At 66.1% G+C, this 23,444-nt stretch carries 18 protein-coding genes; 7 read left to right on the top strand and 11 right to left on the bottom strand.

The genetic code is table 11. The features are described 5' to 3' along the window. Window positions 1-18 precede the first annotated feature (18 nt). Entirely contained in the window at window positions 19-765 is a 747-nt protein-coding gene (locus EV685_RS00395; RefSeq protein WP_242615345.1) for an IS5 family transposase, read from the top strand. A 1,023-nt stretch (window positions 766-1,788) separates the two neighbouring features. Here the strand turns inward: EV685_RS00395 and EV685_RS00400 are convergent. Then, on the bottom strand, window positions 1,789-5,565 hold the full coding sequence (locus EV685_RS00400) for a ComEC/Rec2 family competence protein (protein ID WP_130480027.1): 3,777 nt from the start codon (window positions 5,563-5,565) through the stop codon (window positions 1,789-1,791). 419 nt (window positions 5,566-5,984) lie between these two features. On the opposite strand from EV685_RS00400, the gene EV685_RS00405 reads away from it, so the two are divergent. From EV685_RS00405 to EV685_RS00415, 3 genes are all read left to right on the top strand, one after another. Then, a complete protein-coding gene (locus EV685_RS00405; protein ID WP_130480028.1) occupies window positions 5,985-6,311 on the top strand; it encodes a hypothetical protein in 327 nt (108 codons plus the stop codon). A gap of 42 nt (window positions 6,312-6,353) precedes the next feature. Further along, entirely contained in the window at window positions 6,354-6,593 is a 240-nt protein-coding gene (locus EV685_RS00410; protein ID WP_130480029.1) for a hypothetical protein, read from the top strand. Between the two features lie 97 nt (window positions 6,594-6,690). Beyond that, window positions 6,691-7,479: an IS30 family transposase gene (locus tag EV685_RS00415; protein WP_165396676.1), complete on the top strand. Its 789-nt coding sequence runs from the start codon at window positions 6,691-6,693 to the stop codon at window positions 7,477-7,479. Window positions 7,480-7,747: 268 nt separating this feature from the next. On the opposite strand, the gene EV685_RS00420 is transcribed toward EV685_RS00415, so the two are convergent. From EV685_RS00420 to guaB, 4 genes are all read right to left on the bottom strand, one after another. Beyond that, a complete protein-coding gene (locus EV685_RS00420; protein ID WP_130480031.1) occupies window positions 7,748-9,034 on the bottom strand; it encodes a tyrosine-type recombinase/integrase in 1,287 nt (428 codons plus the stop codon). 442 nt (window positions 9,035-9,476) lie between these two features. Then, complete coding sequence (gene guaA, locus EV685_RS00425; protein WP_130480032.1) at window positions 9,477-11,081, bottom strand: glutamine-hydrolyzing GMP synthase; 1,605 nt, start codon at window positions 11,079-11,081, stop codon at window positions 9,477-9,479. Window positions 11,082-11,134: 53 nt separating this feature from the next. After that, the gene (locus tag EV685_RS00430; protein WP_130480033.1) at window positions 11,135-12,421 is read right to left on the bottom strand and encodes a TCR/Tet family MFS transporter; all 1,287 of its coding nucleotides are present in this window, start codon (window positions 12,419-12,421) and stop codon (window positions 11,135-11,137) included. 97 nt (window positions 12,422-12,518) lie between these two features. Beyond that, window positions 12,519-13,991, bottom strand: coding sequence for an IMP dehydrogenase (gene guaB, locus EV685_RS00435; RefSeq protein ID WP_130480034.1), 1,473 nt, complete (start codon window positions 13,989-13,991; stop codon window positions 12,519-12,521). 68 nt (window positions 13,992-14,059) lie between these two features. Between guaB and EV685_RS00440 the strand changes: the two genes are divergently transcribed. Continuing rightward, window positions 14,060-14,575: a DUF4124 domain-containing protein gene (locus tag EV685_RS00440; RefSeq protein WP_130480035.1), complete on the top strand. Its 516-nt coding sequence runs from the start codon at window positions 14,060-14,062 to the stop codon at window positions 14,573-14,575. 12 nt (window positions 14,576-14,587) lie between these two features. Here EV685_RS00440 and EV685_RS00445 read toward each other — a convergent pair whose 3' ends face one another. Then, window positions 14,588-15,031 (bottom strand): RnfH family protein, encoded by a 444-nt coding sequence (locus EV685_RS00445; RefSeq protein ID WP_130480036.1) that lies wholly within the window; start codon window positions 15,029-15,031, stop codon window positions 14,588-14,590. Further along, window positions 15,018-15,485, bottom strand: coding sequence for a type II toxin-antitoxin system RatA family toxin (locus EV685_RS00450; RefSeq protein ID WP_130480037.1), 468 nt, complete (start codon window positions 15,483-15,485; stop codon window positions 15,018-15,020). Before EV685_RS00450 ends, EV685_RS00445 begins: the two co-directional genes overlap by 14 nt. 57 nt (window positions 15,486-15,542) lie before the next feature. Here EV685_RS00450 and smpB point away from each other — a divergent pair, with 57 nt between their 5' ends. After that, the gene (gene smpB / locus EV685_RS00455) at window positions 15,543-16,010 is read left to right on the top strand and encodes an SsrA-binding protein SmpB (protein WP_130480038.1); all 468 of its coding nucleotides are present in this window, start codon (window positions 15,543-15,545) and stop codon (window positions 16,008-16,010) included. A 15-nt stretch (window positions 16,011-16,025) separates the two neighbouring features. Here smpB and EV685_RS00460 read toward each other — a convergent pair whose 3' ends face one another. Then, a complete protein-coding gene (locus EV685_RS00460) occupies window positions 16,026-17,303 on the bottom strand; it encodes a PLP-dependent transferase (RefSeq protein ID WP_130480039.1) in 1,278 nt (425 codons plus the stop codon). 19 nt (window positions 17,304-17,322) lie between these two features. Next, on the bottom strand, window positions 17,323-18,708 hold the full coding sequence (gene rimO, locus EV685_RS00465) for a 30S ribosomal protein S12 methylthiotransferase RimO (protein ID WP_130480040.1): 1,386 nt from the start codon (window positions 18,706-18,708) through the stop codon (window positions 17,323-17,325). 179 nt (window positions 18,709-18,887) lie between these two features. Here rimO and mnmC1 point away from each other — a divergent pair, with 179 nt between their 5' ends. Then, complete coding sequence (mnmC1, locus tag EV685_RS00470) at window positions 18,888-20,639, top strand: FAD-dependent 5-carboxymethylaminomethyl-2-thiouridine(34) oxidoreductase MnmC1 (protein WP_165396677.1); 1,752 nt, start codon at window positions 18,888-18,890, stop codon at window positions 20,637-20,639. Between the two features lie 10 nt (window positions 20,640-20,649). Here mnmC1 and EV685_RS00475 read toward each other — a convergent pair whose 3' ends face one another. Continuing rightward, window positions 20,650-22,044, bottom strand: a complete 1,395-nt coding sequence (locus tag EV685_RS00475; protein ID WP_130480042.1) for an MFS transporter — start codon at window positions 22,042-22,044, stop codon at window positions 20,650-20,652. Continuing rightward, a complete protein-coding gene (locus tag EV685_RS00480) occupies window positions 22,041-23,372 on the bottom strand; it encodes a DNA recombination protein RmuC (RefSeq protein ID WP_130480043.1) in 1,332 nt (443 codons plus the stop codon). Before EV685_RS00480 ends, EV685_RS00475 begins: the two co-directional genes overlap by 4 nt. Window positions 23,373-23,444 lie beyond the last annotated feature (72 nt).

Here is a 23,444-nt window from a genome sequence, read left to right on the forward strand (position 1 = left end):
TGTCGGCTCGACGGTGCCTTGAACATCCCCGATGCCCGCACGCTGTGGAGCTTCCGGCAGAGCCTGGCGCAAGGCGGGCTGGGCGGACGGGCGATCTTCGAGACCCTGAGCCAGCAATTGCAGCAGCACGGCTTCATCCCGCGTGGCGGGCAGATCGTCGACGCCAGCATCGTGGCCGCGCCGATCACCCAGGCCAACACCGCCGAGCGCGAGGCGCTCAACCGGGACGAGACGCCCGAGGGCTGGAGTAAGAAGCGCATGGCACACACCGACGGCGATGCGCGCTGGACGAAGAAGCACGGCAAGAGCTACTACGGCTACAAGCTGCATGCCAACGCGGATGCCCGCTACAAGCTCATCCGCACGATCAAGGTCACGGCGGCGAATGCCGATGACGGCCAGCAACTCCCCGACGTGCTGCAGGCGACCAACACGCGCGACCGCTTGTTGGCTGATCGGGGCTACGACAGCCAGGCCAATCGGCAGGTGCTGGCCCAGCACGGCCTGGTCGACGGCATCGCTCGGCGGGCCAAGCCGGGGCAGACCGCTAAGACCCGGCTGAAGCGGCGCAACCGCACGATCAACCGGACCCGCTCGCGGGTCGAGCACATCTTCGCCAGCCTGGCCCAGCAAGGCGGCAAGTGCGTGCGGGCGATGACGCTGGCACGCAATGCGCTGGCCATCACGTTGCAGAGCGCGGCGTACAACGCGCGCAGGCTGGTGTGGCTGGTCAAGAGCACGGGTGCGTCTGCGAGGCCGGTGTGAGGGCAGAAAAGCCCTTCGCGCCCCCGAGCGAAGGGCTGAAAGACAGGCCGCAGGGTAGGACTGACCTTCGAATTCGACATGCGATGACACTGTGCAAGCCGTCAAGACGTAGATCACCTGCCAAAAACGGTCGGCGCGATGGTTTTAGGAACTGCCCAACTGGTCTTGGCGACCTACGGGGCACGCATCAAAACACGGCAGATTGCTTGGCTGCAGGAGCCAGGTCTCGGGATCAACCGAGGTCGCTTGTGCGCTCCTGCGGATAGATCTCCTGCAGCGACTCGGACAGCAATAGCCTCGCTGGATAGCCCAGCGCCCTGATGGTCGCAGCGATGCAACGGCCGTGTTCGCGGTAATGCCGAACGACCAGATCCTTGTGCGCCTGCGAGTATCTTGGCTGGCATACGTTGCCGGCAGGCTCGTTAAGGCAATGCTCGTACTCGCGATGCCAACTCAAGAGCTCGTTCTTCGACGGATAGCCAAGATGAAGAATGATCTAGCCAATGCGCTTGTCCAGCTTGACGTAGAACTGAATGGCTCGAACCTCGTCCACGTATGCTATGAAAACTTGAACCTCCCCAATAAGTCCAAGAAATTGTCCGCACCTCCGGGTCTGTTCTAGGTGATCGTCAACACTCGATTTAATCCTCGCAACCCAGTCCATCCGCAGACGCCCCAACTTGATCGTGTTAATCGGGGCCGCGGGTAGTTCAGGGCGGACACCTAGCCACGTACAACCACCGCATCCCCCAGCCTTTGCTCAATCACCTGTCATCCGTGCAGATGTTAAAGCAATGGCAGGAAATACGACCCAAACAATTCATCAAACGGGAGCATGGGGCGGCGGCAATTGATGCCTAGCGAAATGCATTAGATACTCCACCTTTGGTCCGCCCGTCGGCTCGACGCTGGATAGAATTGCGATGCATCCTTGCGAGTATTCCGAGCAAGCAGACTCACCACGACCGGGCCAGTCACCTTTCCGCGGCCCGCATGCTCACCTACTTATCTCGCGTGGAGGCGCTATTCCTCGTCGAGAATTCCTGCATCGAGGGCAGCCAGCGTCTGAGCCTTAATTTTCCAAGACTTCGCTAGAGCAGTCATCCGCTCCCGAACGATTGCACTCCTCACTTGCACAGCTATCGATTCAGATATATCACTCGCCAACCCCATCAGCAATCCATCTACGCGCATGGTTGGTAGGTCCAGGGTAGCAGACAACTTGGAGATGCGCGTCGCAGCGGCGTCTGCAGTAACGGTCTTTGCTTTCAAGCCACGTTCAATATCGAACAGTTCCCGGACGATCGAGTTGAGCCGCCGCCACTGCGCCGGATCGACACCATCGCCCATCCGAAGTACTTGCGCAAGGAGGATAGTGTCCTGTGACTCGGCTGAAATGTCCTTGCTCGCTTGGATCAATATTGAGGCTGCCTCAACGCGGAATCCCCACAGCGCGTAGCTACGCGAAATGTGCAAAGCGTGGTTTATCTCCTTCTGATCGCCGGCCTTCCACTGTTCATCAATAGCAGCCTGGACATGCCGCATGTCCAGTTCGACGACCCAGACTCCATCGCCAACCATGCGCATGACAGCGACTTGCGGAGGCGCCTCATCCTTGAAAGTAGCGTGTAGCGCTTCCTTGGCCGACATGTCCGCCCGCTGAAGGCACCCGGTCTGGCTGTGCTCCTGCGTCTCGCCTGCGGGGCAACTGCGAACAGCCTTCTGTAGGACTGAATCCCCCGTGCTTGCGTGATAGGCCTCGAGGACTTCCAGACCCGGTCCGACAGGGTCCGCTGCCTTCGCACGTGTTTCCTTGCGAACGATCGAGCCCGCAGCGGTGCTTAGAGCGATCCGCACTTTTCCCTCATCCGCCCGAATCTCCGTAATCTTGGCGTCGGAGAACACGATACGTTGCGCAACAGCGTGCGCGCCACTGGAAACTGGAGGAACACTCCAGAACGAGACCTCGCCCGCCTGCCGGCGAAGGAAAAGCGAGCCTGCCGGGGACCACAAAGCAGCTTCAGGTTCAAATGCCTCAGCGAAGTTGCGCTCTGCCAGCATTGCCAGCAGCACGCCACCGTGAATCTGGGAGGACATTACATGCTGGACCGGTCCGATTGTTGACGTGCCCTCAAATGCGTCGTCCTCGCCAAGCCCGTCGACAGTCAAGGTTGGGAGAAGGACCCCATTTCCACAACGAGCGACCTTAGACGCGAAAGCCGTCAACCAGTTGGAAATCGCTTCCGAATCCCTGCTACTCGTGATCTGCCAGGCATCCCCCTCCTTGCGCAAACCCAACGCTCTCCACTCGACATCGACATTGCGCCAAGGCTTCGCGAAGCACTCGATGTAGGTTTTCCCATCATCGAAGTGCATGTGAACGGCGTGCGAACTGTTACCCCCTTGCTTGGAGCGCTGCACCTGCACTTGGAAAACGGGCGCCGAGCGAATGCCTGATGTCCAGGTTGGCACGGCAGCAGATCCGCTCTGCGTTTCGTTCCACTGAATGGCAGGAGTACCGGCCAAGTTTCTTGCCTTCGCCCAAACCGCGAACGCCTGCATTTGCGACAACTCGCGCAGGCGTTGCAGACTGGCCGAGCCTTGTGCAGTAGTGTTTGCCTCGCGCTGCAGCCTAGCGGCCAGACGCTTCTCGCGCTGGCACCAAGTACCCTGTGCGTAGGGCCGCAGATCCCCTGCGACCAATTTCATTGCTTCGGACTTTGCCACAACGGCATCACCAGAAAACACGACCCGCTTGCTCGCCGTGTTTAGTACCAGCCTTGGTGATCCACTGGTCCAGTAGAGACGGCACCAGCGGTTGTCCGTACCCACCGCCAAGTCAGCCTGGACGTTGCCTGCTTCGCCTTCCTCAGCACCCACAGACGCGTAGGCAGCAGACTTGGTGCCTGATTTCGCGTCCACGCCGAGCGCAGCGGACTTGAATGCGACGTCGGCGTCCCAGAGAATCATGCCGATCCTCGACCTAGCGATTCCGCCAGCAGTGACAACCTCGTTCATCGCGCCGTCGCTTGCCATCGGAACTCCGCTTCCGAAGCGCATCCTTCCAGCAGGAATGTCCTTGAACCGCGCCGGATCCTTCAGATATTCATTGCGCGGATTAATGCTGAGATAGAACGCGTCCACTCCAACGCTTACCCGGTGCCAGACTTCTTTGAACAGTTGGACGTCGCCAAAAGGCAATTCAAACGAGATCTTCGGCGTGCGCAGACATACGCGCGTGCCGCATGTGTCCACAGTTGCATCAACCAGACTCGTGTCGTTGCCTACGAGGGTGACTGCACCGCCATTGAGATAGACCATGCCGCCATCTGGCAAGGCATTTTGCTTGCGGGCGGTCGTCGAGGTGCCCGGGACGCTCCAGTTTGTCGGTACCACCGCACTGTCCAGACCGGTCGGCGAGAGGTATCGCACCGCAGTGTTGGCAGGGGCCGTAGCGAGCGCAACAGGAGCTCTCGCAGCTTCCTCTGTTGCTACCGAAACATATGCAACCGGTTGGGTAGCTTGGGACGTAGCTGGAGAAAACGGCCTGTTCTTCTTCAGGTCCTGCGCCGGCATTCCGCGGGGCGGCAGATAGCCAGCCTCGAAACCTGGCGTCAATATGCTGCCGTGCGATGCCAAACGCGCATCCAGTATTTCTGTCGCCCCCCCGCCGCCGCTCGAACCGGCACCGCCGGAGGGCCGGTTCGGGCTCGGCGAAGGCGGAATAGGGCTGGTACCTGGACCGAATGACTCAGGTGGCGCCTTGAACATCATCGTGCGGATCTCGTCAAAGAGCGCAAGCTCCTCGGCCTTAGCTTTGGATGGCGCCTGTTTCTCGACTCGAGACCGTGCGTGTTCGACAAACAGCGCGTAGCTGTCCCGGTTTGCGGCTGTGTGCATCGAGGGGCGAACACCGCCCTTGTCTATTACGACACTCTCCAGCGAGCCCGTGAAAATAACATTCTCTGCACCAAGTCCCTTCATCAGCCGAGCGAGGATGGGCGAGGTTGGGTGGCCGAACCGATTATTCGGGTTCACCGCGATTATGGCCTGATGCGGATTTAACTCAAGGATAGGAGATATGTCGTGGTACTTGGACCCATGATGCGGCACAACAAAGACATCGATCTTATTGATTCCTGACGCCTTCAACTTGTCCACTGCGGAGCGGATCGCTGCTGAATCCGCGTCATCGAAATCCGCAATCACCGGTCCGTCCTTGAATCTGGTCAGCGTGACGATGGATCGTCCGTGCTCCTTGGCCTTGCCTTTACGGTCGTAGGCAACGTTCTCGATCGTCAGCGCCTTCTGTAGATCAGCCAATTGTCGGTATGCATTTCCCGGGCGGCCCGCCGCATCTGTGACTGCGATCCGCGTGAACTTGATGTCCGTTCTACCGTCAACGGATTTGGCAAAACTCTCGTAAAGCTTCGCCAGCGAGTTGGACACGCCGTCGTCAATCACAGTGATAGACTTGAACTTCGGCTTGGAAAGATCCCCATCAAAGTAGAAACTGCGCTTGGCATTCTTGAACAGGGCCTCGATTCCACCCATATGGTCCGCATGCGGATGCGAGCAGGCGACGACGAAGTTCTCAACTTTTTTTTCGAGAGCCACGAAGTCCACCAAGGGCTTACCATTGATCACCACTTGATTGCCATCGCCGCTCTTTCCGAGGTCAACGATGAACGCGGTTCGTGACTGGTCGTCAATCGTGACGCTAGCTTGCCCTTCACGCTGCAAGGGTAAATGGTACATTTCCTGCGCATTTGCAGGTTCGCAGGCTAACGGCAGCGCCAAAATCAGAACTGCGACAGCGACCCATCGTTGGCAACACTGGAACATTGGACATCCCCGTCTATTGGTTCGCTAGCCTGCGTGTTAGTCCATTGCACGAACACGCCCTTGATCAATGCTGCCTGAAATGACGTTTGACGGCATCCCCAGTTTAGGGGAAGCGTCTCCGTGGTAGTCGAGGTTTGCAGTTCGTTGTCGGGTGCCGGATGAATGGCTACTTGGCGGCCGGCATGCGATCCTTGAAGGACGTGCCATCATGTGAGGTCTGTTGGCACAGTTGAGGCAACGCGGGACGTCATGCTGATCAACCTGCACAAGAATGCGACGACCACGCCAGCCACGCGACTGGCGATCCAGCATGCGCACGCCTCCGACGTGGAAATCACCCAGCGCTTTGGCGTGGAGCGTGACACCATCCACAAGTGGCGCCTTCGCAGCACAGTCGCAGACTGCAGCCATACGCCCCACCGCCACAGACCACGCTCAACGCCGGGCAGGAAGAGATCGTCGTCTACCTGCGCAGGCAATTCAGCCTGTCGCTGGACGACCTGCAGGTGGTGGTGCGGGAGTTCATTGCGCCGGCCATGACCCGATCGGCGCTGGACCGATTGCTGCGCCGGCGCCGCGTCAATCGTCAGCCCGAGCCGGAAGTTGCGCCCACAGCGGTCAAGTCCTTTCATGCGTATGAACCGGGCTACGTCCACATCAACGTGAAGTATCTGCCTCAGATGCACGATGAAGATGCCTAGCGGTACATGTTCCTGGCCATCATCGACCGGACCACGCGCTAGGTGTTCCTCCCAATCAAGGGCAACAAGACTGCCGAGGCGGCGCGCTCCTTCCTCAACGCCTTGCACAAGGCCGCCCCGTTCAAGATCCGCACGCTGCTGACGGCCAACGGGCGCGAGTTCACCGACTGGGCCGTCGTTTGTCGGGAGAAGGATGCCAGTGGGTCGCACGAGTTCGATGAACTCTGCCAGGCGCTGGGCATCGAGCACAGGCTGACGCGCACCGGGCAGGCCGTACCGTGAGGCCCACGCCCAGGCTGCGGCTGTGCAGCGCCGGGCGACGGCGCGTGCGAAGAGCTGAAAGCTCGGCACTTCGTTCGATACGCCGTTGGGGCGTTGGGTGCGCTTTGAACTTCAGCGGGCCCTGTCGCCTGAACAGATTGCCGGCAGACTCAAGCGCATGAACCCCACCGACCCGAGCCAGCACGTCAGCCACGAGACCATCTATAGCGGCGTGTACATGCTGCCCCGAGGTGAGTTGCGAACACAGATGATCGAGGCACTGCGCCAGGCGCATGCCAAGCGCATGCCCAGAGCGCGTGGCGTCTCGCGCAAGACCAACATCGCCGACATCGTGCCGCTGGCCGAGCGCCCCCCCGAAGCCGACGACCGTCGCGTACCGGGTCATTGGGAGGGCGACTTCGTCAAGGGCGCGCGCAACGCCAGCGCCATCGGAACGGCCATCGAGCGCACCAGCCGCTTCGTGCTGCTCACGCAGATGAACGGCTGCACGGCGTCCCACGCGCTCGCAGGCTTCAGTCGCCGATTTGCCGGCGTCATCCCTGAACTGCGCCAGAGTCTGACCTATGACCGCGGATCGGAAATGGCCCGTCACAAGGAACTGACTGCGGCCACCGGCATGCCGATCTATTTCTGCGACCCGCGCAGCCCTTGGCAGCGCGCGTCCAACGAGAACCTCAACGGCTTGCTGCGCCAGTTCCTTCCGAAGGGCATGGACCTGTCCACCATCACGCCACAGAAGCTCGCCTATATCGAAGCCATGCTCAACGACCGGCCGCGCAAGGTCCTGGACTTCCGCACGCCTCGTGAGGTTTATACCGAGCTGGTCCAAAACAACCTCGCGTCAAGAGTCAAGCAATACCCGACTGGTGTTGCACTTCAGGGTTGAAACCGCCGGGCCAGTTCGCGGCCAGCCTGAGCGGTCATCGGTCGGACGTTGCCGCCGGACAGCTGAGTCCGCTGCGAGGTCTGCCGCCAGCGAAGGTCTGGTTCCAAGGAAGACCTGACAGCCTTCTGGCAAGCCTGTCAGGGTCAGGTATCGGCGTTCGCCGACATTCGCCAGCCAAATCTGAGCGGCTGCATACAGTCTCAAGCCGCCGATCGCTCCTCCCGAACGCCAATGGCTTCGTCACGCTCCCTCCCGACCTTCACACCGTTCAAGCAGCCTTCAACCGCCGCACCTTCGCCACCATTGCCGCCATCTGATCCATCTTGATCCACGCATCCACCATGTCGGACCACGCCTGAAGCATGCCGCGTCGTTGGTCGGCGTACTCGGCCTTGTTGTAGACCGCGCGCACGCCGCCCTGCTCATGGGCCAGGCACTTCTCGATCCAGTCGCTGTTGAATCCTGACTCGTGCAGCAAGGTGCTGGCGGTGCGGCGCAGGTCATGGACGGTGAAAGGTTCGAAGGCTTGACCGTCAGCCTGGATCAGCTCGACCGTGGCGTCGATGACGCGATTGAGCGTCGCGGCGCTGATGGACTTGCGGATCTCGTAGCGGCCGGGGTGCAGGTAGGTGCTGGCAGCAAAGCACGTCTTGAAGGCGACCAGGATGTCGAGCGCCTGCTGGCTCAGGTAGACGTTGTGCGCCCTGCCCGCCTTCATGCGTTCCTTCGGAATCGTCCAGGTTTCGGTGTCGAAGTGGATCTCGTCCCAGGTGGCCTGGATGAACTCCGTCTTGCGCACCATCGTCAGGAGGAGGAAGCGCACCGCCAGTCGAAGCGTCGGCATGGTTGCCGTGCGCTCGAGGGCGTTGAAGAAGATGTGTATCTCCGACGGCGACAGCGCACGGTCACGCGGTTTGAAGGTCGCGATCGCGCTGGGGCGGATGGCTTCTGCTGGGTTGTCCACGGCGATGCCTCGGGCGGCCATGAACCGGAAGATCTGTTGAACGATCTCACGGGCCTGAACCGCCGGTGCAGCTGCACCTCGTTCCTTGATCTTCTGGCAGCGCGACAGCAGCAGGCGTGGCGTGATCTCTTCGGGCTTCAAGCGTCCGAATTCAGCGCGCAGGTTGCGCTGGTAGACCGAGCGACGCATGGCGCGGGTGGAATCCGCGAGCTTGACCTCCGCGAAGTAGAGATCGGCCCACTCGCCAAACGTCTTCGCGGCCACGACGTCACCCCGACGCTGAACCTTGGCACGCGAAGGGCTTTCCCCGCGTTCGACCGATCGGTGGGCCTTGGTCAGCAACAGCCGGGCCTCGGCCAGGGTGATGGCCATGCCGAAGTCGAGGGTTTCGACCTCCCGGGGCCGACGTGCGCCGAGGTTGGGGTCGTACTTGCCGACCACCAGCGTTTCGCGCCGACCATTGACGCGGTAGTCGAAACGGAAGCTCACCTGGCCGGACGGCAGCACGGCGGCGTACAGCCCTTGCTGGTCGGCGACCTTGTAGATCTTCCCCGTGGGCTTGAGCGCTCGGACTTCCAGATCGGTGAGCATCCTGCCTCCCCGCGATACCGTCAAAGATACCGTCAGCTGATTTGACGGTATCGACCTGAATCGCCCAAGTGAGGCCCTGCCAGATACCGTCAGACCAGCGCTTCATTCGCTGGGATCGTCTAGGACGACCTGAGATACCATCAGACGCTAAGTCCTTGTCGCATCACAACTTTCCATTGATTCAACGAGTGATCAAGGGCGTTTTCGATAGCGAAAAGTGACCGAAATGTCCTGTGGACAACTCGCCCCCGATACCGTCAGCGGCTCTGACGGTATCGAGACGGGTGATTTCACCCGACTCAGCCGATACCGTCACAGATACCTTCAGTACCGGTGGGAACCTCTGGAACGCGCTGAGACCTGCCAGGACAGCAAGTCCTTGTCAGGACTCGCTTTCATCCGTCCATCGGGACGGCTTGGAACGACCTGGAAGCAGATTAGGTCATTCCCACTCAATCGTCGCCGGCGGCTTGCTGCTCACGTCGTAGGTGACGCGGTTGATGCCGCGGACCTCGTTGATGATGCGGCTGGAGACGCGCTTGAGCAGGCTGTAGGGCAGCTCGGCCCAGTCGGCAGTCATGAAGTCGCTGGTCTGGACGGCACGCAGCGCGACGACGTAGTCGTAGGTGCGGCCGTCGCCCATCACGCCGACGCTCTTGACCGGGAGGAAGACGGTGAAGGCCTGGCTGGTCAGGTCGTACCAGGTCTTGCCGGTGGCCTCGTCGACGGTCTTGCGCAGTTCCTCGATGAAGATGTGGTCGGCGCGTTGCAGCAGCGCGGCGAACTCGGGCTTGACCTCGCCGAGGATGCGCACGCCCAGGCCGGGGCCCGGGAAGGGGTGGCGGTAGACCATGTCGTGCGGCAGGCCGAGGGCGACACCCAGCGCGCGGACCTCGTCCTTGAACAGCTCGCGCAGCGGCTCCAGCAGCTTCAGGCCGAGCTGCTCGGGCAGGCCGCCGACGTTGTGGTGGCTCTTGATGGTGGCCTTCTTGGTCTTGGTGCCACCGCTCTCGACCACGTCCGGGTAGATCGTGCCCTGGGCCAGCCACTTGGCGCCCTTGGCACCGGCGTCCGCTGCCTTGAGCTTGGCGGCCTCGGCCTTGAAGACCTCGACGAACTCGCGGCCGATGATCTTGCGCTTCTGCTCGGGGTCGGTGACGCCCTTGAGGTGACCCATGAACTGTTCGGCGGCCTCGACGTGCACGACCTTGGCGTGCAGGCGGCCGGCGAACATCTCCATGACCATGCGGCCTTCGTTGAGGCGCAGCAGGCCGTGGTCGACAAAGACGCAGGTGAGCTGATCGCCGATGGCGCGGTGGATCAGCGCAGCGGCCACGCTGGAGTCGACGCCACCGGACAGGCCGAGGATGACCTCCTCGTCGCCGACCTGCTCACGGATGCGGGCGACCGCCTCCGCGATGTAGTCGCCCATGATCCAGTCGCCCTGGCAGGCGCAGATCTCGCGCACGAAGCGCGTCAGCATGGCCTGGCCCTGCAGCGTGTGCGTGACCTCGGGGTGGAACTGGACGGCGTAGCAGCGGCGCACCTCGTCGGCCATGCCGGCGATCGGGCAGCTGGGCGTGCTGGCCATGAGCTTGAAGCCGGGCGGCAGGGTGGTGACCTTGTCGCCGTGGCTCATCCAGACCTTGAGCATGCCGTGGCCTTCGGCGGTGCTGAAGTCCTCGATGCCATCGAACAACCGGGTGTGACCGTGGGCGCGGACCTCGGCATAGCCGAACTCGCGGTGGTCGCTCCATTCGACGGTGCCGCCGAGCTGCACGGCCATGGTCTGCATGCCGTAGCAGATGCCCAACACGGGCACGCCCAGTTCGAAGACGACCTGCGGCGCGCGCAGCTGGTGGTCCTCGTAGGTGCTGGCGTGGCTGCCGCTGAGGATGATGCCGCGCGGGTTGAAGGCGCGGATGAAGTCCTCGGAGACGTCGTTCGGATGGATCTCGCAATAGACCGCCGCCTCGCGCACGCGTCGGGCGATCAGCTGGGTGACCTGGGAGCCGAAGTCGAGGATGAGGATCTTGTCGTGTTGCATGGCGTGTCCGCGTGGGGTTCGGGTCGGTCTGACGGGTCGGTCTGACGGGTGGGTCAGAGCGTCGGAGAGGAGCGCCGCGAGGCATCGCGACTGAAATGACGCAGCGCCAGCACCAGGGCGGTGGCCTGCAACAGGGAACAGAGGAAGAACGGCGCACCGATGCGCCAGTCGCCTTGCGGCAGGTGCGAGACCACGGCCAGCAGGGCCGAGCCGAGCACCGGCGCGAAGACCTGGGTGGCGCTGTTGAGTGAGGCCACGGCGCCCATCACCTCGCCCTGCGACTGCGGGTCGGCGGCGCCCGAGACGATGCTCTGCATCACGGCGGCGGTCATGAAGCCGAAGACGTTCAGGCCGATGACGACGTACATCATCCAGCCCTCGGTGGCGGCGCCCCAGAGGGCGTAACACAGGGTCGACGAGACGAGGCCCCACAGCGCGATGCGGTGCGGCCGGGCGCGCTTGAGCGCGACTCGGATCAGGCCGCCTTGCACCAGCACCGACATGACGCCGACGGCGAACAGCGACCAGCCGTTCTCGCGGGGGCCCCAGCCGAACTTGAAGGTGGTGTAGAGCACCCAGGTGGTGTGCAGGATGAACTGCGCCAGGCTGGTCAGCGCAACGACCGCAACCAGCGGGCCGATGCCCTGCAGCGCGTTGAGCTTGCGCAGCGCGCTGACCGGGTTGGCGCGGCGCCAGTCCATCGGCTTGCGGCGCTCGGGCGGCAGCGACTCGGGCAGCACGCGCCAGCCATACACGCCGTTGACGATGGCCAACGTGCCAGCGACATAGAACGGCAGGTGCAGGTCGATGGCACCGAGCAAGCCGCCCATCACCGGTCCCAGGACAAAGCCCAGGCCGAACATGGCGCCCAGCATGCCGAAGCGCTTGGCGCGGTCCTCGGGCGGGGTGATGTCGGCGACGTAGGCGTTGGCGATCGCCGCATTGGCCTGCATGGCGCCGCTGAACAGGCGCACCACGACCAGCATCCACAGGGCGCTGGCGAGCGCCGTGACGAAGAAGCTCAAGGCCAGCCCGCTGAAGCCGAGCAGCAGCACCGGACGGCGGCCGTACTGGTCGGACAGGCCGCCCAGGATGGGCGAAGCGACGAAGCTGGCCACGCCAAAGGCGAAGGTGACCACCCCGTACCAGAACGCATGGTCGGCCTGGCTGCCGGTGAAGGTGCCGACCAGCGGCGCCAGCACCGGGATGATCAGGCCGATCGAGATCATGTCGATCAGCACGGTGACCATGATGAAGGGCATGGCCGCCTGGCGCGGGCTGCGGCCGGGTGTCGGCGCCGAAGCGTCGACGGGTTCAGCGGTGCTGAGGCTGGGAGTCAAGCGGGCCTTTCGGTCGGGTGCAGGACAAGGATCCGGTCAACGCCAAAACGACCGCGCCCGGCCGAGGCCGGGCGACGGTCTATGGTGCGAGGCGGGCTCACTCCATGCGGTAGTTCGGCGCTTCCTTGGTGATCTGCACGTCGTGCACGTGGCTCTCGCGGATGCCGGCGGCGGTGATCTCGACGAACTCGGCGCGGTTGCGCATCTCGTCGGTCGTGGCGCAGCCGCAGTAGCCCATCGAGGCGCGGATGCCACCGGCCATCTGGAACAGGATCGCCACCACCGAGCCCTTGTAGGGCACACGACCCTCGATGCCTTCGGGCACGAGCTTGTCAGCGTTGGGGTTGGCGTTCTCGTCGTTTTCCTGGAAGTAGCGATCGGCCGAGCCGGCCTTCATCGCACCGATCGAACCCATGCCGCGATAGCTCTTGTAGCTGCGGCCCTGGTAGAGGATGACCTCGCCCGGGGCTTCCTCGGTGCCAGCGAACATGCCGCCCATCATCACGGTGCTGGCACCTGCGGCAATGGCCTTGGCGATGTCGCCCGAGTAGCGGATGCCGCCGTCGGCGATCAGCGGCACGCCGGTGCCAAGCAAGGCCGTGGCGACGTTGTCGATCGCGGTTATCTGCGGCACTCCCACGCCAGCGACGATGCGCGTGGTGCAGATCGAGCCCGGGCCGATGCCGACCTTGACGCCGTCGGCGCCGGCCTCGACCAGCGCCAGCGCCGCCGCGCCGGTGGCGATGTTGCCGCCGATGACATCGACCTGCGGGAAGTTCTTCTTGACCCAGCGCACCCGCTCGATGACGCCGGCGCTGTGGCCGTGGGCGGTGTCGACCACGATGGCATCAACGCCGGCACGGGCCAGCAGCTCGACGCGTTCCTCGGTGCCGTCACCCACACCGACCGCCGCGCCCACGCGCAGCTTGCCGTGCGCATCGCGGGCGGCATTGGGGAAGTTGGTCTGCTTGGTGATGTCCTTGACCGTGAACAGGCCGCGCAGTTCGCTCTGGTCGTTGAGGACCAGCACACGTTCGAGCTTGTGCTGGTGCATCAGCGCCTTGGCCTCGGCCAACGTGGCGCCTTCGCGCACGGTGATGAGGCGCTCACGCGGGGTCATGATCTCGCGCACCGGGGCATCGAGGCGGACCTCGAAGCGCAGGTCGCGACCGGTCACGATGCCGACCACGCGGCCGTCGTCGACGACCGGGAAGCCGGAGATGCCGTGCTGGCGCGACAGTTCGATCACGTGCCGCACCGGCACGCCCGAAGAGATCGTGATCGGGTCCTTCAGCAGGCCCGATTCGTAGCGCTTGACGCGGGCCACCTCGGCGGCCTGCTGCTTCGGGCTGAGGTTCTTGTGAACGATGCCGATGCCGCCTTCCTGCGCAATCGCGATCGCCAGGCGGGCCTCGGTGACGGTGTCCATGGCTGCCGAGACGAGCGGCAGGTTCAAGCGGATGTTGCGGGACAGCGGGGTCGCGAGGCTGGTGTCGCGCGGCAGCACCTGCGAGTAGGCCGGAACGAGCAGCACATCATCGAAGGTGAGCGCTTTGCCTAGAAGGCGCATGAGGAGAGCTCCAGACGCAAAAGGAGATTATAGAAAGCCCGCCAAGGTGCCGCCGGTACACTCGAACGATGGCTTGCACACACCGCCCCGAGGCGCTCCGCCTGCTGCTCTGCACCCTCCTGTTCGGCACCTTCGCCAGCCTCGCAACACCGGCGATGGCGCAATGGAAATGGCGTGATGCCGACGGTCGCATCCAGTACAGCGACCGCCCGCCGCCGCCCGGCATCCCGTCCAGGAACGTGCTGGCCAAGCCGGCCGCACCGGCGCCGATGGTGGCGCGTCCGGCCGCCGTGGCGGCATCGGCCGCAGCACCGGCGGCGGCGTCTGGCCCGGCCACGGTCGACCCCGAACTGCTGGCCCGCAAGAAGGTGGCCGAGGCGGCCGAACGCAAGGCGGAAGACGAGAAGCTGGCCCGCGAGCGCCAGGCCAACTGCACGCGGGCCCGCGACTACCTGCGGGTGCTGGAGACCGGCGTGCCGCTGGCGCGTGTCAATGAAAAGGGCGAGCGCGAGAGCGTGCCCAGTGCCGATCGCGATGCCGAGCTGAGGCGGGCGCGCGAGATCGTCACGTCGGACTGCCGCTGAGGCAGCGCCCGGTCAGGGCTTGAGCGAGCCAACCTTGCGCCGGACCCGGCCGCGGTCGCCCTGGACCTCGTAGCGCAGCCGGCGCGCCTCCTTCGGATCGACCTGCAGGCCGCGCACGATCTCGACGCGGTCGCCGTCGTCCAGCAGACGGTCCGGTGCCGCCGCCCTGCCCCACACCGCCACCGTCAGCGCGCCGATCACGCCGGTCTGGCCCGATGGCTGCGACGCCAGCTCACGCAACAGCGGGTGGTCGGCCAGCAGGCCGCTGCGTGAGACCGCGTCGCCAACGGTCGCACCGACGGGCATGCTCAGGGTCACCGACACGGTCTGACGGGCCGCCGGGCTGGCGACGACGTGGATGGTCAGGCTCACCGCGCCCGAGTCATCAACCGCTTCTTCACCCGAGTCAGCACCGCCTTCAGCACCACCTTCAGCACCCACGTCAGCGCTTGCCATGGACCTGCTCGGCCCGGGCGACGAAGGCATCGACGAAGGTGTTGGCGATGCGGTCGAACACGGGGCTGACCACCAGTTCCAGCGGCCGGCTGGAGAAGGCGTAACGCAGCTCGAACTCGACCCGGCAGGCTTGCGCACCCGCACCGGGTGTGGCGGCCGCTGGCGTGCCAATCGGCACGAAGCGCCAGGCGCCTTCCAGGCTGGAGAAGGGCCCGTCGACCAGCGCCATCGACACCTGCGCACCGTCGACATGGCTGTTGCGGGTGGTGAAGGCGTGCCGCACGCCGCCATAGGACAGGTGCAGCCGCGCGGTGACGTCGTGATCAGACTGCGCGAGCAGTTCCGCCTTCTGGCACCAGGGCAGGAATTGCGGGTAGGCCGGGACATCGACGACCAGGTCGTACATCTCGCGCGGCGAGTACCAGAGGAGGACGGACTTCTTGACGTGCTTCATACAATCCGATCATTCTAAGAACGACCCGACCAGCGCCGACGCATCGGCAGGAACGCCATGAGCATCGCCGAGAACAAGAAGGCCTTTTTTAACTACCACATCGAGGAACGCTTCGAGGCCGGCATCGTGCTGAGCGGCTGGGAGATCAAGGCGATCCGCTCGGGCCAGGTCCAGCTGACCGATGGTTATGTGGTGATCAAGGACGGCGAGCTGTTCCTGATCGGCGCGCGCATCAACGCGCTGCGCAGCGCGTCGACCCACGTCAAGCCCGAGCCGGACCGGACCAAGAAGCTGCTGATGCACAAGGCCGAGATCCGCCGGCTGATCGGCAAGGTCGAGCAAAAGGGCCACACCCTCGTGCCGCTGAACCTGCACTACAAGGGCGGTCGCGTGAAGGTCGATGTGGCGCTGGCCAAGGGCAAGGCCGAACACGACAAGCGCAACACCATCAAGGACCGCGAGTGGGAACGCGAGAAGGGCCGGATGATGCGCACCAAGGTCTCGTCCTCGGGCCACAAGGACTGAGCGACCTTCAGCGGTTCAGCGGTTCAGCGCCGCCAGCGCCTGCGTCAGGTCGGCGATCAGCTCGTCGACGTTCTCCAGGCCGATGCACAGCCGCACCAGCTGGCCCTTGTAGAGACTCGGACGTTGCCGCAGCGTGGCCGGGTTGTAGGGCGCCACCAGGCTGACCGGACCGGCCCAGGACCAGCCGATGCGGAACAGCCGCAGGGCATCGACGAAGGCATCGACCTGAGCCGGGGCGATCGCCGGGTCCACCTCCACCGTCACCAGTCCCGCCGCCTGCGTGCACAGGGCCGCCCAGTGGGCATGGCCGGGCGACGTCGGCAGGCTCGGATGCAGCACCCGCACGAAGGCCGGCTGCGCCTGCGCCCAGGCCGCGATGCGGCGGGCGGCCAGGTCCTGCGCCTGGTAACGCAGCTCGATCGTCGGCAGGCCGCGCAGCACGGCCGCGACATCGTCAGACCCCACGCCCATGCCCAGCCGGCTGTGGGTCCAGGCCAGTTGGTCGTGCAGGCGCACGTCGCGGCAAGCGACCGAGCCCATCAGCACGTCGCCGCCGCCGGACGGGAACTTGGTCAGCGCATGCACGGCGATGTCGACCCCGAAGTCCTCGGCATCGACGCCCGGCTCACCGAGCTGGAAGGGGTTGAAGGCCAGGCCTGCGCCCCAGGTGTGGTCGATGGCGATGCGGGCCTGCGGCGCCTGTGCGCGGGCGGTGCGGATCAGGCCGCGCAGGTCGGGAAATTCCATCGTGACCGAGCCGGCCGCTTCCAGCCAGATCAGCGCCGTGGCCGGCGTGATGGCCTGCGCCAGCGAAGCCGCGTCCAGCGGGTCGTAGAAACGGTGCGTGATGCCCCAGCGCGCCAGCTCATGCTGGGCCAGCGACAGGCTGGGACCGTAGACGTTGTCGGGCAGCAGCAGCTCGTCACCGGCCTTCAGCAGCGTCAGGTCAACGAGGGTGATCGCCGCCAGCCCGCTGGGCACCAGGATGACGTGCTCGGCGCCTTCGAGCGTCGCCAGCCGGGCCTCGAGCGTGAAGCTGGTCGGCGTGCCCTTGAGACCGTAGGTGTAGGCGCTCTTGTCGATCCAGCGCCGCTCGCGCAGCGCCTTCACATTCGGGAAGAAAACCGTCGAGGCCTTGTGCACGCCCACGGCGATCGCGTCCCACTCGGGCGGTGCGCGGTAGGCGTGGTGGATCAGCGCGGTGCTGAGCGGCGTGGTGCCGTCGGGAGGGCCGTTGCGGCTGTTGCGGCCGTTGCGGCCGTTGCGGCCATTTTCATCGTGTGGATCGGTCATCGCGCCCGCCCTGCCCTGGTCAGACCAGCTCGCCGATCAGGTCATGACCGGACGTGCCAACGACGCGAACACGGGCGAACTCGCCGACCTTCATCGTCTTCGACGCCTTGCTCGGCGGCTGGATCAACACGGTGCCGTCGATCTCCGGCGCGTCCGCATAGCTTCGTCCGACACCGCCCTTGCGGCCCATCGCCGGGGCACGGTCGACCAGCACCTGCAGGGTCGCACCCACCCGGCGCGTCAGACGCGCGGTCGACACCGCTTCGGCGGCGGCCATGAAGCGGGCGCGGCGCTCTTCGCGGACCTCGTCGGGCAAGGCGCCCGGCAGGTCGTTGGCGGTCGCGCCTTCGACCGGCGAATAGGCGAAGCAGCCGGCGCGGTCGATCTGCGCCTCTTGCACGAAGTCCAGCAGCATCTGGAACTCGGCCTCGGTCTCGCCGGGGAAGCCGGCGATGAAGGTCGACCGCACCACCAGCTCCGGACAGGCCGCCCGCCAGGCCTGGATGCGTTCGAGGTTGCGCTCGCCGCTGGCCGGACGCTTCATGCGCCTGAGCACGTCCGGATGGGCGTGCTGGAAGGGCACGTCCAGGTAGGGCAGCACGAGCCCTTCGGCCATCAGCGGCAGGATCTCGTCGACGTGCGGGTAGGGATAGACATAGTGCAGCCGCACCCAGGCACCGAAGGGCTTGGCGATTTCGCCGAGCTTGGCCACGAGGTCAAGCATGCGCGTCTTGACCGGTGCGCCGTTCCAGAAGCCGGTGCGGTACTTGACGTCCACGCCGTAGGCGGAGGTGTCCTGGCTGACGACCAGCAGCTCCTTGACGCCGCCCTCGAACAGCCGCTGCGCCTCGGTCAGCACGTCACCGATCGGCCGCGACACCAGATCGCCACGCATGCTGGGGATGATGCAGAAGGTGCAGCGGTGGTTGCAGCCCTCGCTGATCTTCAGGTAGGCGTAGTGGCGCGGCGTGAGCTTGATGCCGGCCGGCGGCACCAGATCGATGAAGGGGTCGTGCGGCTTGGGCACGTGCAGGTGGACCGCGTCCATGACCTCCTGCGTCGCATGCGGCCCGGTCACGGCCAGCACCTTCGGGTGGACCTGGCGCACGAGGTTGCCGCCGTCCTCGCCAGCCTTCGCGCCCAAACAGCCGGTGACGATCACCCGGCCGTTCTCCGCCAGCGCCTCGCCGATGGTGTCGAGGCTTTCCTTGACGGCATCGTCGATGAAGCCGCAGGTGTTGACGATCACCAGGTCGGCGCCCTGGAAGGTCTTGCTGGTCGCATAACCCTCGGCGCTGAGCTGGGTCAGGATCAGCTCGGAGTCCGTCAAGGCCTTGGGACAACCCAGGCTGACAAAGCCGATCTTCGGTGCGGCGAGGGGGGTGGGCGTGGCGGTATCACTCATGGCGTGAATTGTCCGTGATCGGCGCGACCGGCCGCACATGCCAAGGACAATGCCGGCCCATGAGTCGCTCCACGCCCCGCCCGACGGCTTGCTCCGGGACCTCGACGGCAACGCGCCCATCCCTCGCCGCACCCCTCGCCACACCCCCACACCCCTGGACGGGGCAACCTCGTCACGTTGTGCTGGCGACCAGCTTCGGGCAAGGGCATGACTTCCTGGCGACGTGGCAGGCGTGGCGCGAGGATGCGCAGCGTTGTGATCGCCTGATCTGGGTGGCGCTGGCGGCGCATCCGCTGGCCGCCGCCGAGCTGGCGCGCTCGCATCAAGCTGGGCCTCACGCCGCACTGGCAGAACGGTTGATCACGGCCTGGCCGCCAGCCACGCCGGGATCACATGGCATCGACCTGGAAGACGGCCGGGTTCAGCTGCTGCTGGGCTGGGGTGAGCCCACCCAGGTGCTGGACGGGCTGCAACTCACGTTCGACACGCTCGCGCTCGACGAGGGCGCGCACCCGTGGGACGACGACGCTTGCCGCCGCCTGGCGCGGCTCGCCGCACCTGGGGCGCGGTTGGTGAGCGAGGGCGTGAGCCCTGCCCTGCGCGCGTCGCTGGCGCGGCACGGCTTCGTCGACGACCGCTACGCGCCGCGCTTCCACCCGGTTGCCGCGCGCGGCTGGGCCCGCCCGACGAGCCCGGCGCGGCGCGAGGCGCTGGTCATCGGTGCCGGTCTGGCCGGCGCGGCTGCGGCCTGGGGACTGGCGCGTGCGGGCTGGCAGGCCAGCGTGCTGGATCGCCATGCGCAGCCCGCGCAAGAGGCCTCGGGCAATGCGGGTGGCCTGGTGCACATGATCTTCAACGCGCCCGACAGCCTGCACGCACGCTGGTTCCGCGCCGCCGCACTCGCCACCGCCCAGGCCGCCGCCGGGCCCTTGTCGACCGGCGAGGTGGCCGGTGCGCTCGATGGCTTCCTGCGGCTGGAACCACGCCTGGATGCGGGCAAGGCCCAGTCGCAGCGTGCAGGGGTCGGCCTGCCGCAGGCGCTGGTCGATTGGCGCGAACCGGCCGACGCCGCCGCGCTCGCCGGTTTGCCGCTGACGACCGGCGCGTGGCTGTTCGAACGTGCCGCCGGCTGGCTGGACCCGGCCGGCTGGACGCGCTGGATGCTGGCCCAGGCCGGCGTCGACGCGGTCAGCGGCCGGGGCTGGATCGGCGGCTGCGCGGTCGCGCGCCTGTTGCCGCCACGCGGCGACATGGACGGCTGGACCGCGCTCGATGCGCAAGGCCATGTCATCGCCCAGGCACCGGTGGTCGTGCTGGCCAATGCGCTGGACGCGAACCGGCTCCTGCCGGACGGCTCGGTCGCACCGCAGATCTCGTCGGTGCGCGGCCAGGTCACGCGTCTGCCAGCCGACCTGCCGGGCCTGCTGCGACCCACGCTGCCGCTGTCCGGGCAGGGCTATGGCCTGAGCCTGCCGAGCGGCGAGGTGCTGATCGGCGCGACGACGCAGCACGAGGCGCCTGATGCGTCCGGCCGCGCCCTGCGGCTGGACGACCAGCGCCACAACCTGCGCCGCGCCGCCGCGCTGGGCATCGTGCCGGCGGGTCTGGACGCGTCTGACGCCCTGCTGCCCGGCCGTGCCGGTTGGCGGGCGGTGACGCCGGACCGGCTGCCGCTGGTCGGTCCGGTGGTCGACGCGATGGCCCGGGCGGCCTTGCTGGCGACCGGCCGGGCCCGCCTGGATGGCCCGCGCCAGCAGCCCCGCAGGGTCGGGCCCGGCCATGGGCTCTACCTGTGCACGGGCCTGGGCTCGCGCGGCATCACCTCGGCCTTGCTGGCCGGGCGCTTGTTGGCGGCTTGGGTGAGCGGTGACCCGATGCCGGTCGACACGGCCCTGCGCGACGCGCTCGACCCGGCCCGCGACCTGGGCTGAGGGGCCTCGATCAGGCGGACGGCCGGTGCGGCGCCAGCCGCTGCGGCAACCACGCACCGACCCACAGGAGCACGGCCATGGCGCGGAACAGCAGCGCCGGCCCGAGCGCCCCGCCCAGCAGGCCGAAGACCAGCGGCAGGACGGCACTGGACAGGTTGATCACGGCCGAACGCAGGGCGATCACCTCGCCCTGCTGGTCCGGGGGCGCGAGCTGGTGCAGCGTGCTCAGGATCATCGGCTGCACGATGCCCTGGGCCAGACCCAGCACCAGCGCGCAGACCACCATGGTCCCGAGCGTGGTCGCCCAGGGATAGACCAGGAAGACCGCGCCGATGACCAGCATGGCGCCGCTCATGACATGGCGCTCGGTCAAGCGCTCGGCCAGCAGCGGCACCAGCAGCCGGATCGCCGTCACGGCCAGCGCAAACACACCCAGCACCGTGCCGATGGCCGAGGCGCTCAAGCCGTTCTGATGGCCCATCAGCGGGATCAGGAAGGTGTGCAGGTCCCAGGCGGTCGAGAAAAACCAGTTGGCCAGCAAGATGCCGCCGACGCCCGGCAGGGCAAGCAGCGCCAGCACGCCTTGGCGCGGCGCCACCGCACGCTGACCGGCTGAGGCGGCAGCTGTCGCACTCGCCTTCGTTGAAGCCGTTTGCGAGCCCGGCGCCAGTCCGACCGGCACCCGGGCCGCACACAGCAGGGTGCCCAGCGGCAACAGCGCCATGGCCGCGCAGGCGCCGGGAAAGCCGATGGCGTCGATCAGGAAGCCCGCCAGCATCGGACCGATCACATTGCTCAGGGATGGTGCGATGCCCAGCCAGCTGAACACCTTCTTCAGCTCGGACCGGGTCGCCTCGTCGCGGTCGGTCGCACCGGATGAAGCCACGTCCCGGCCATGGCTGGCGAGCCGGCCGGCGCTGCGCTGGATCGCGATCAGGCCCAAGTTGCTGCCGGTGCCCGCCAGGGATGCCGCCAGACCCAGCAACAGCAGCTGAACCAGCCCGAGGCCGCCTTGTGAGGCGACGGGTGTGGCGACGGGTGAGCCGTCCAGTGAGCCGACCTCCGGCCACAGCAGCGACCAGGCGGCGGCTGGCACGGCCACCAGGCCGGCCGCCACGACGATGACGACGGCACTGCGCACCGGCCGGTGGTAGCCGCGCCGGTCGGTCCAGCGGCCGGCGCGCACGGCGGTCACCACCGGCACCATCGAGAACAGGCCCAGCAGCAGGCCGGCCGCCACCTCGCCGCCCAGCCAGCCCAGCCCGCCCTGGCGCAGCAACATCAGCGGCAAGGCCATGCGCAGGCCCGCCATGGCGGCATGCAAGCAGATCTGGCCAATCACCAGCGCCAACAGGATCTGGTGGCGGGCCAGGGGTGCGTCCGGCGGCGGGGCGTTCAAGCTCATCCGGGCGGATTCTCCGGTGTGCGGTTGTTGTCGTTGTCGTTGTCGTCGCCGTTGACGTTGTCGTTGTCGCTGGCCAGCCCATCGACCCCGTCAAGCCCGGCCTCGCCGATCAAGCGGCGTGCAGCGGGCTCGGGCAAGGCCTCGACGCCCTTGAGGCGCCGGCCCATGGCGCGTGTGCGGACCTCCGCCTGGTCCAGCGTGTGGTGGGCTTCTTCGAGCTTCTTGCGGGCTTTGGCGAGCACATCGCCGAACTTGCCGAACTCGGTCTTGACGGCACCCAGCACGGTCCAGACCTCGGCACTTCGACGTTCGATGGCCAGGGTGCGAAAGCCCATCTGCAGGCTGTTGAGCAGGGCCAGCAGTGTGGTCGGACCGGCCAGCGTGACCTGGTGTTCGCGCATCAGCGCCTCGCTCAGGCCGGGCCGGCGCAGCAGCTCGGCGTAGAGGCCTTCGGTGGGCACGAACAGCAGCGCGAAGTCGGTCGTGTGCGGGGGGCTGACGTACTTGGCGCGGATGCTGCGGGCCTCGTCACGGATGCGGCCTTCGAGCGCACGCGACGCGGCCTCGGCGCCTTCGCGATCGGCCCGGTCCTGGGCGTCGAGCAGGCGTTCGTAGTCCTCGCGCGGGAACTTGGCGTCGATGGGCAACCAGACCGGTGCGGTCTCGCCGGCCGCACCGGTCGGGGCCTGCAAGCGCCCGGGCAGGCGCAGCGCGAACTCGACCCGCTCGCTGCTGCCCGGCACCGTGGCCACGTTGAGCGCGTATTGCTCGGGCGTGAAGACCTGCTCGAGCAGGGCCGCCAGCTGCAGCTCACCGTAGACGCCACGCGTCTTGACGTTGCCCAGCACACGCTTGAGGTCGCCCACGCCTTGGGCCAGCGTCTGCATCTCGCCCAGGCCGCGGTGGACCTGTTCCAGCCGCTCGGCGACCTGGCGGAAGCTCTCGCCCAGGCGCTGTTCCAGCGTGGCGTGCAGCTTCTCGTCGACCGTCACCCGCATCTGTTCGAGCTTGCGCTCGTTGTCGGCCTGCAGCGCTGCCAGCCTTTGTTCGACGCCCGCCTGCATCGCCGAGACGCGCCGGTCCAGACTGGCCCGCAACTCGCCCAGGCTGGCCACCAGTTCAAGTCGGGTGTCGCGGGCCGAGCCCTGCACGGCATCGCGCAGGCCACGCTCCAGGCGCTCCAGCTCGCCTTCCAGGCGGCGGGCCCAGTCGCTGTCGGACGGGTCGGTCGGTGGTCGCAGCGCCAGCAGCAGCACCACGATCAGCACGAGCAGATTGGCAACCCCGAGGGCTGCGTACCACCAAGGCAGGTTCAGGGCATCGGTCATGGTCGTCCTTGCAAGCTCGCGAAGTCTGCGAGCCTGCCAGCCCTGTGGCTCAGGCGATGAGCCAGCGCGTCT

Origin of the sequence: Sphaerotilus mobilis (assembly GCF_004216565.1) — a bacterium.
Classification (GTDB): Bacteria; Pseudomonadota; Gammaproteobacteria; order Burkholderiales; family Burkholderiaceae_C; genus Sphaerotilus; species Sphaerotilus mobilis.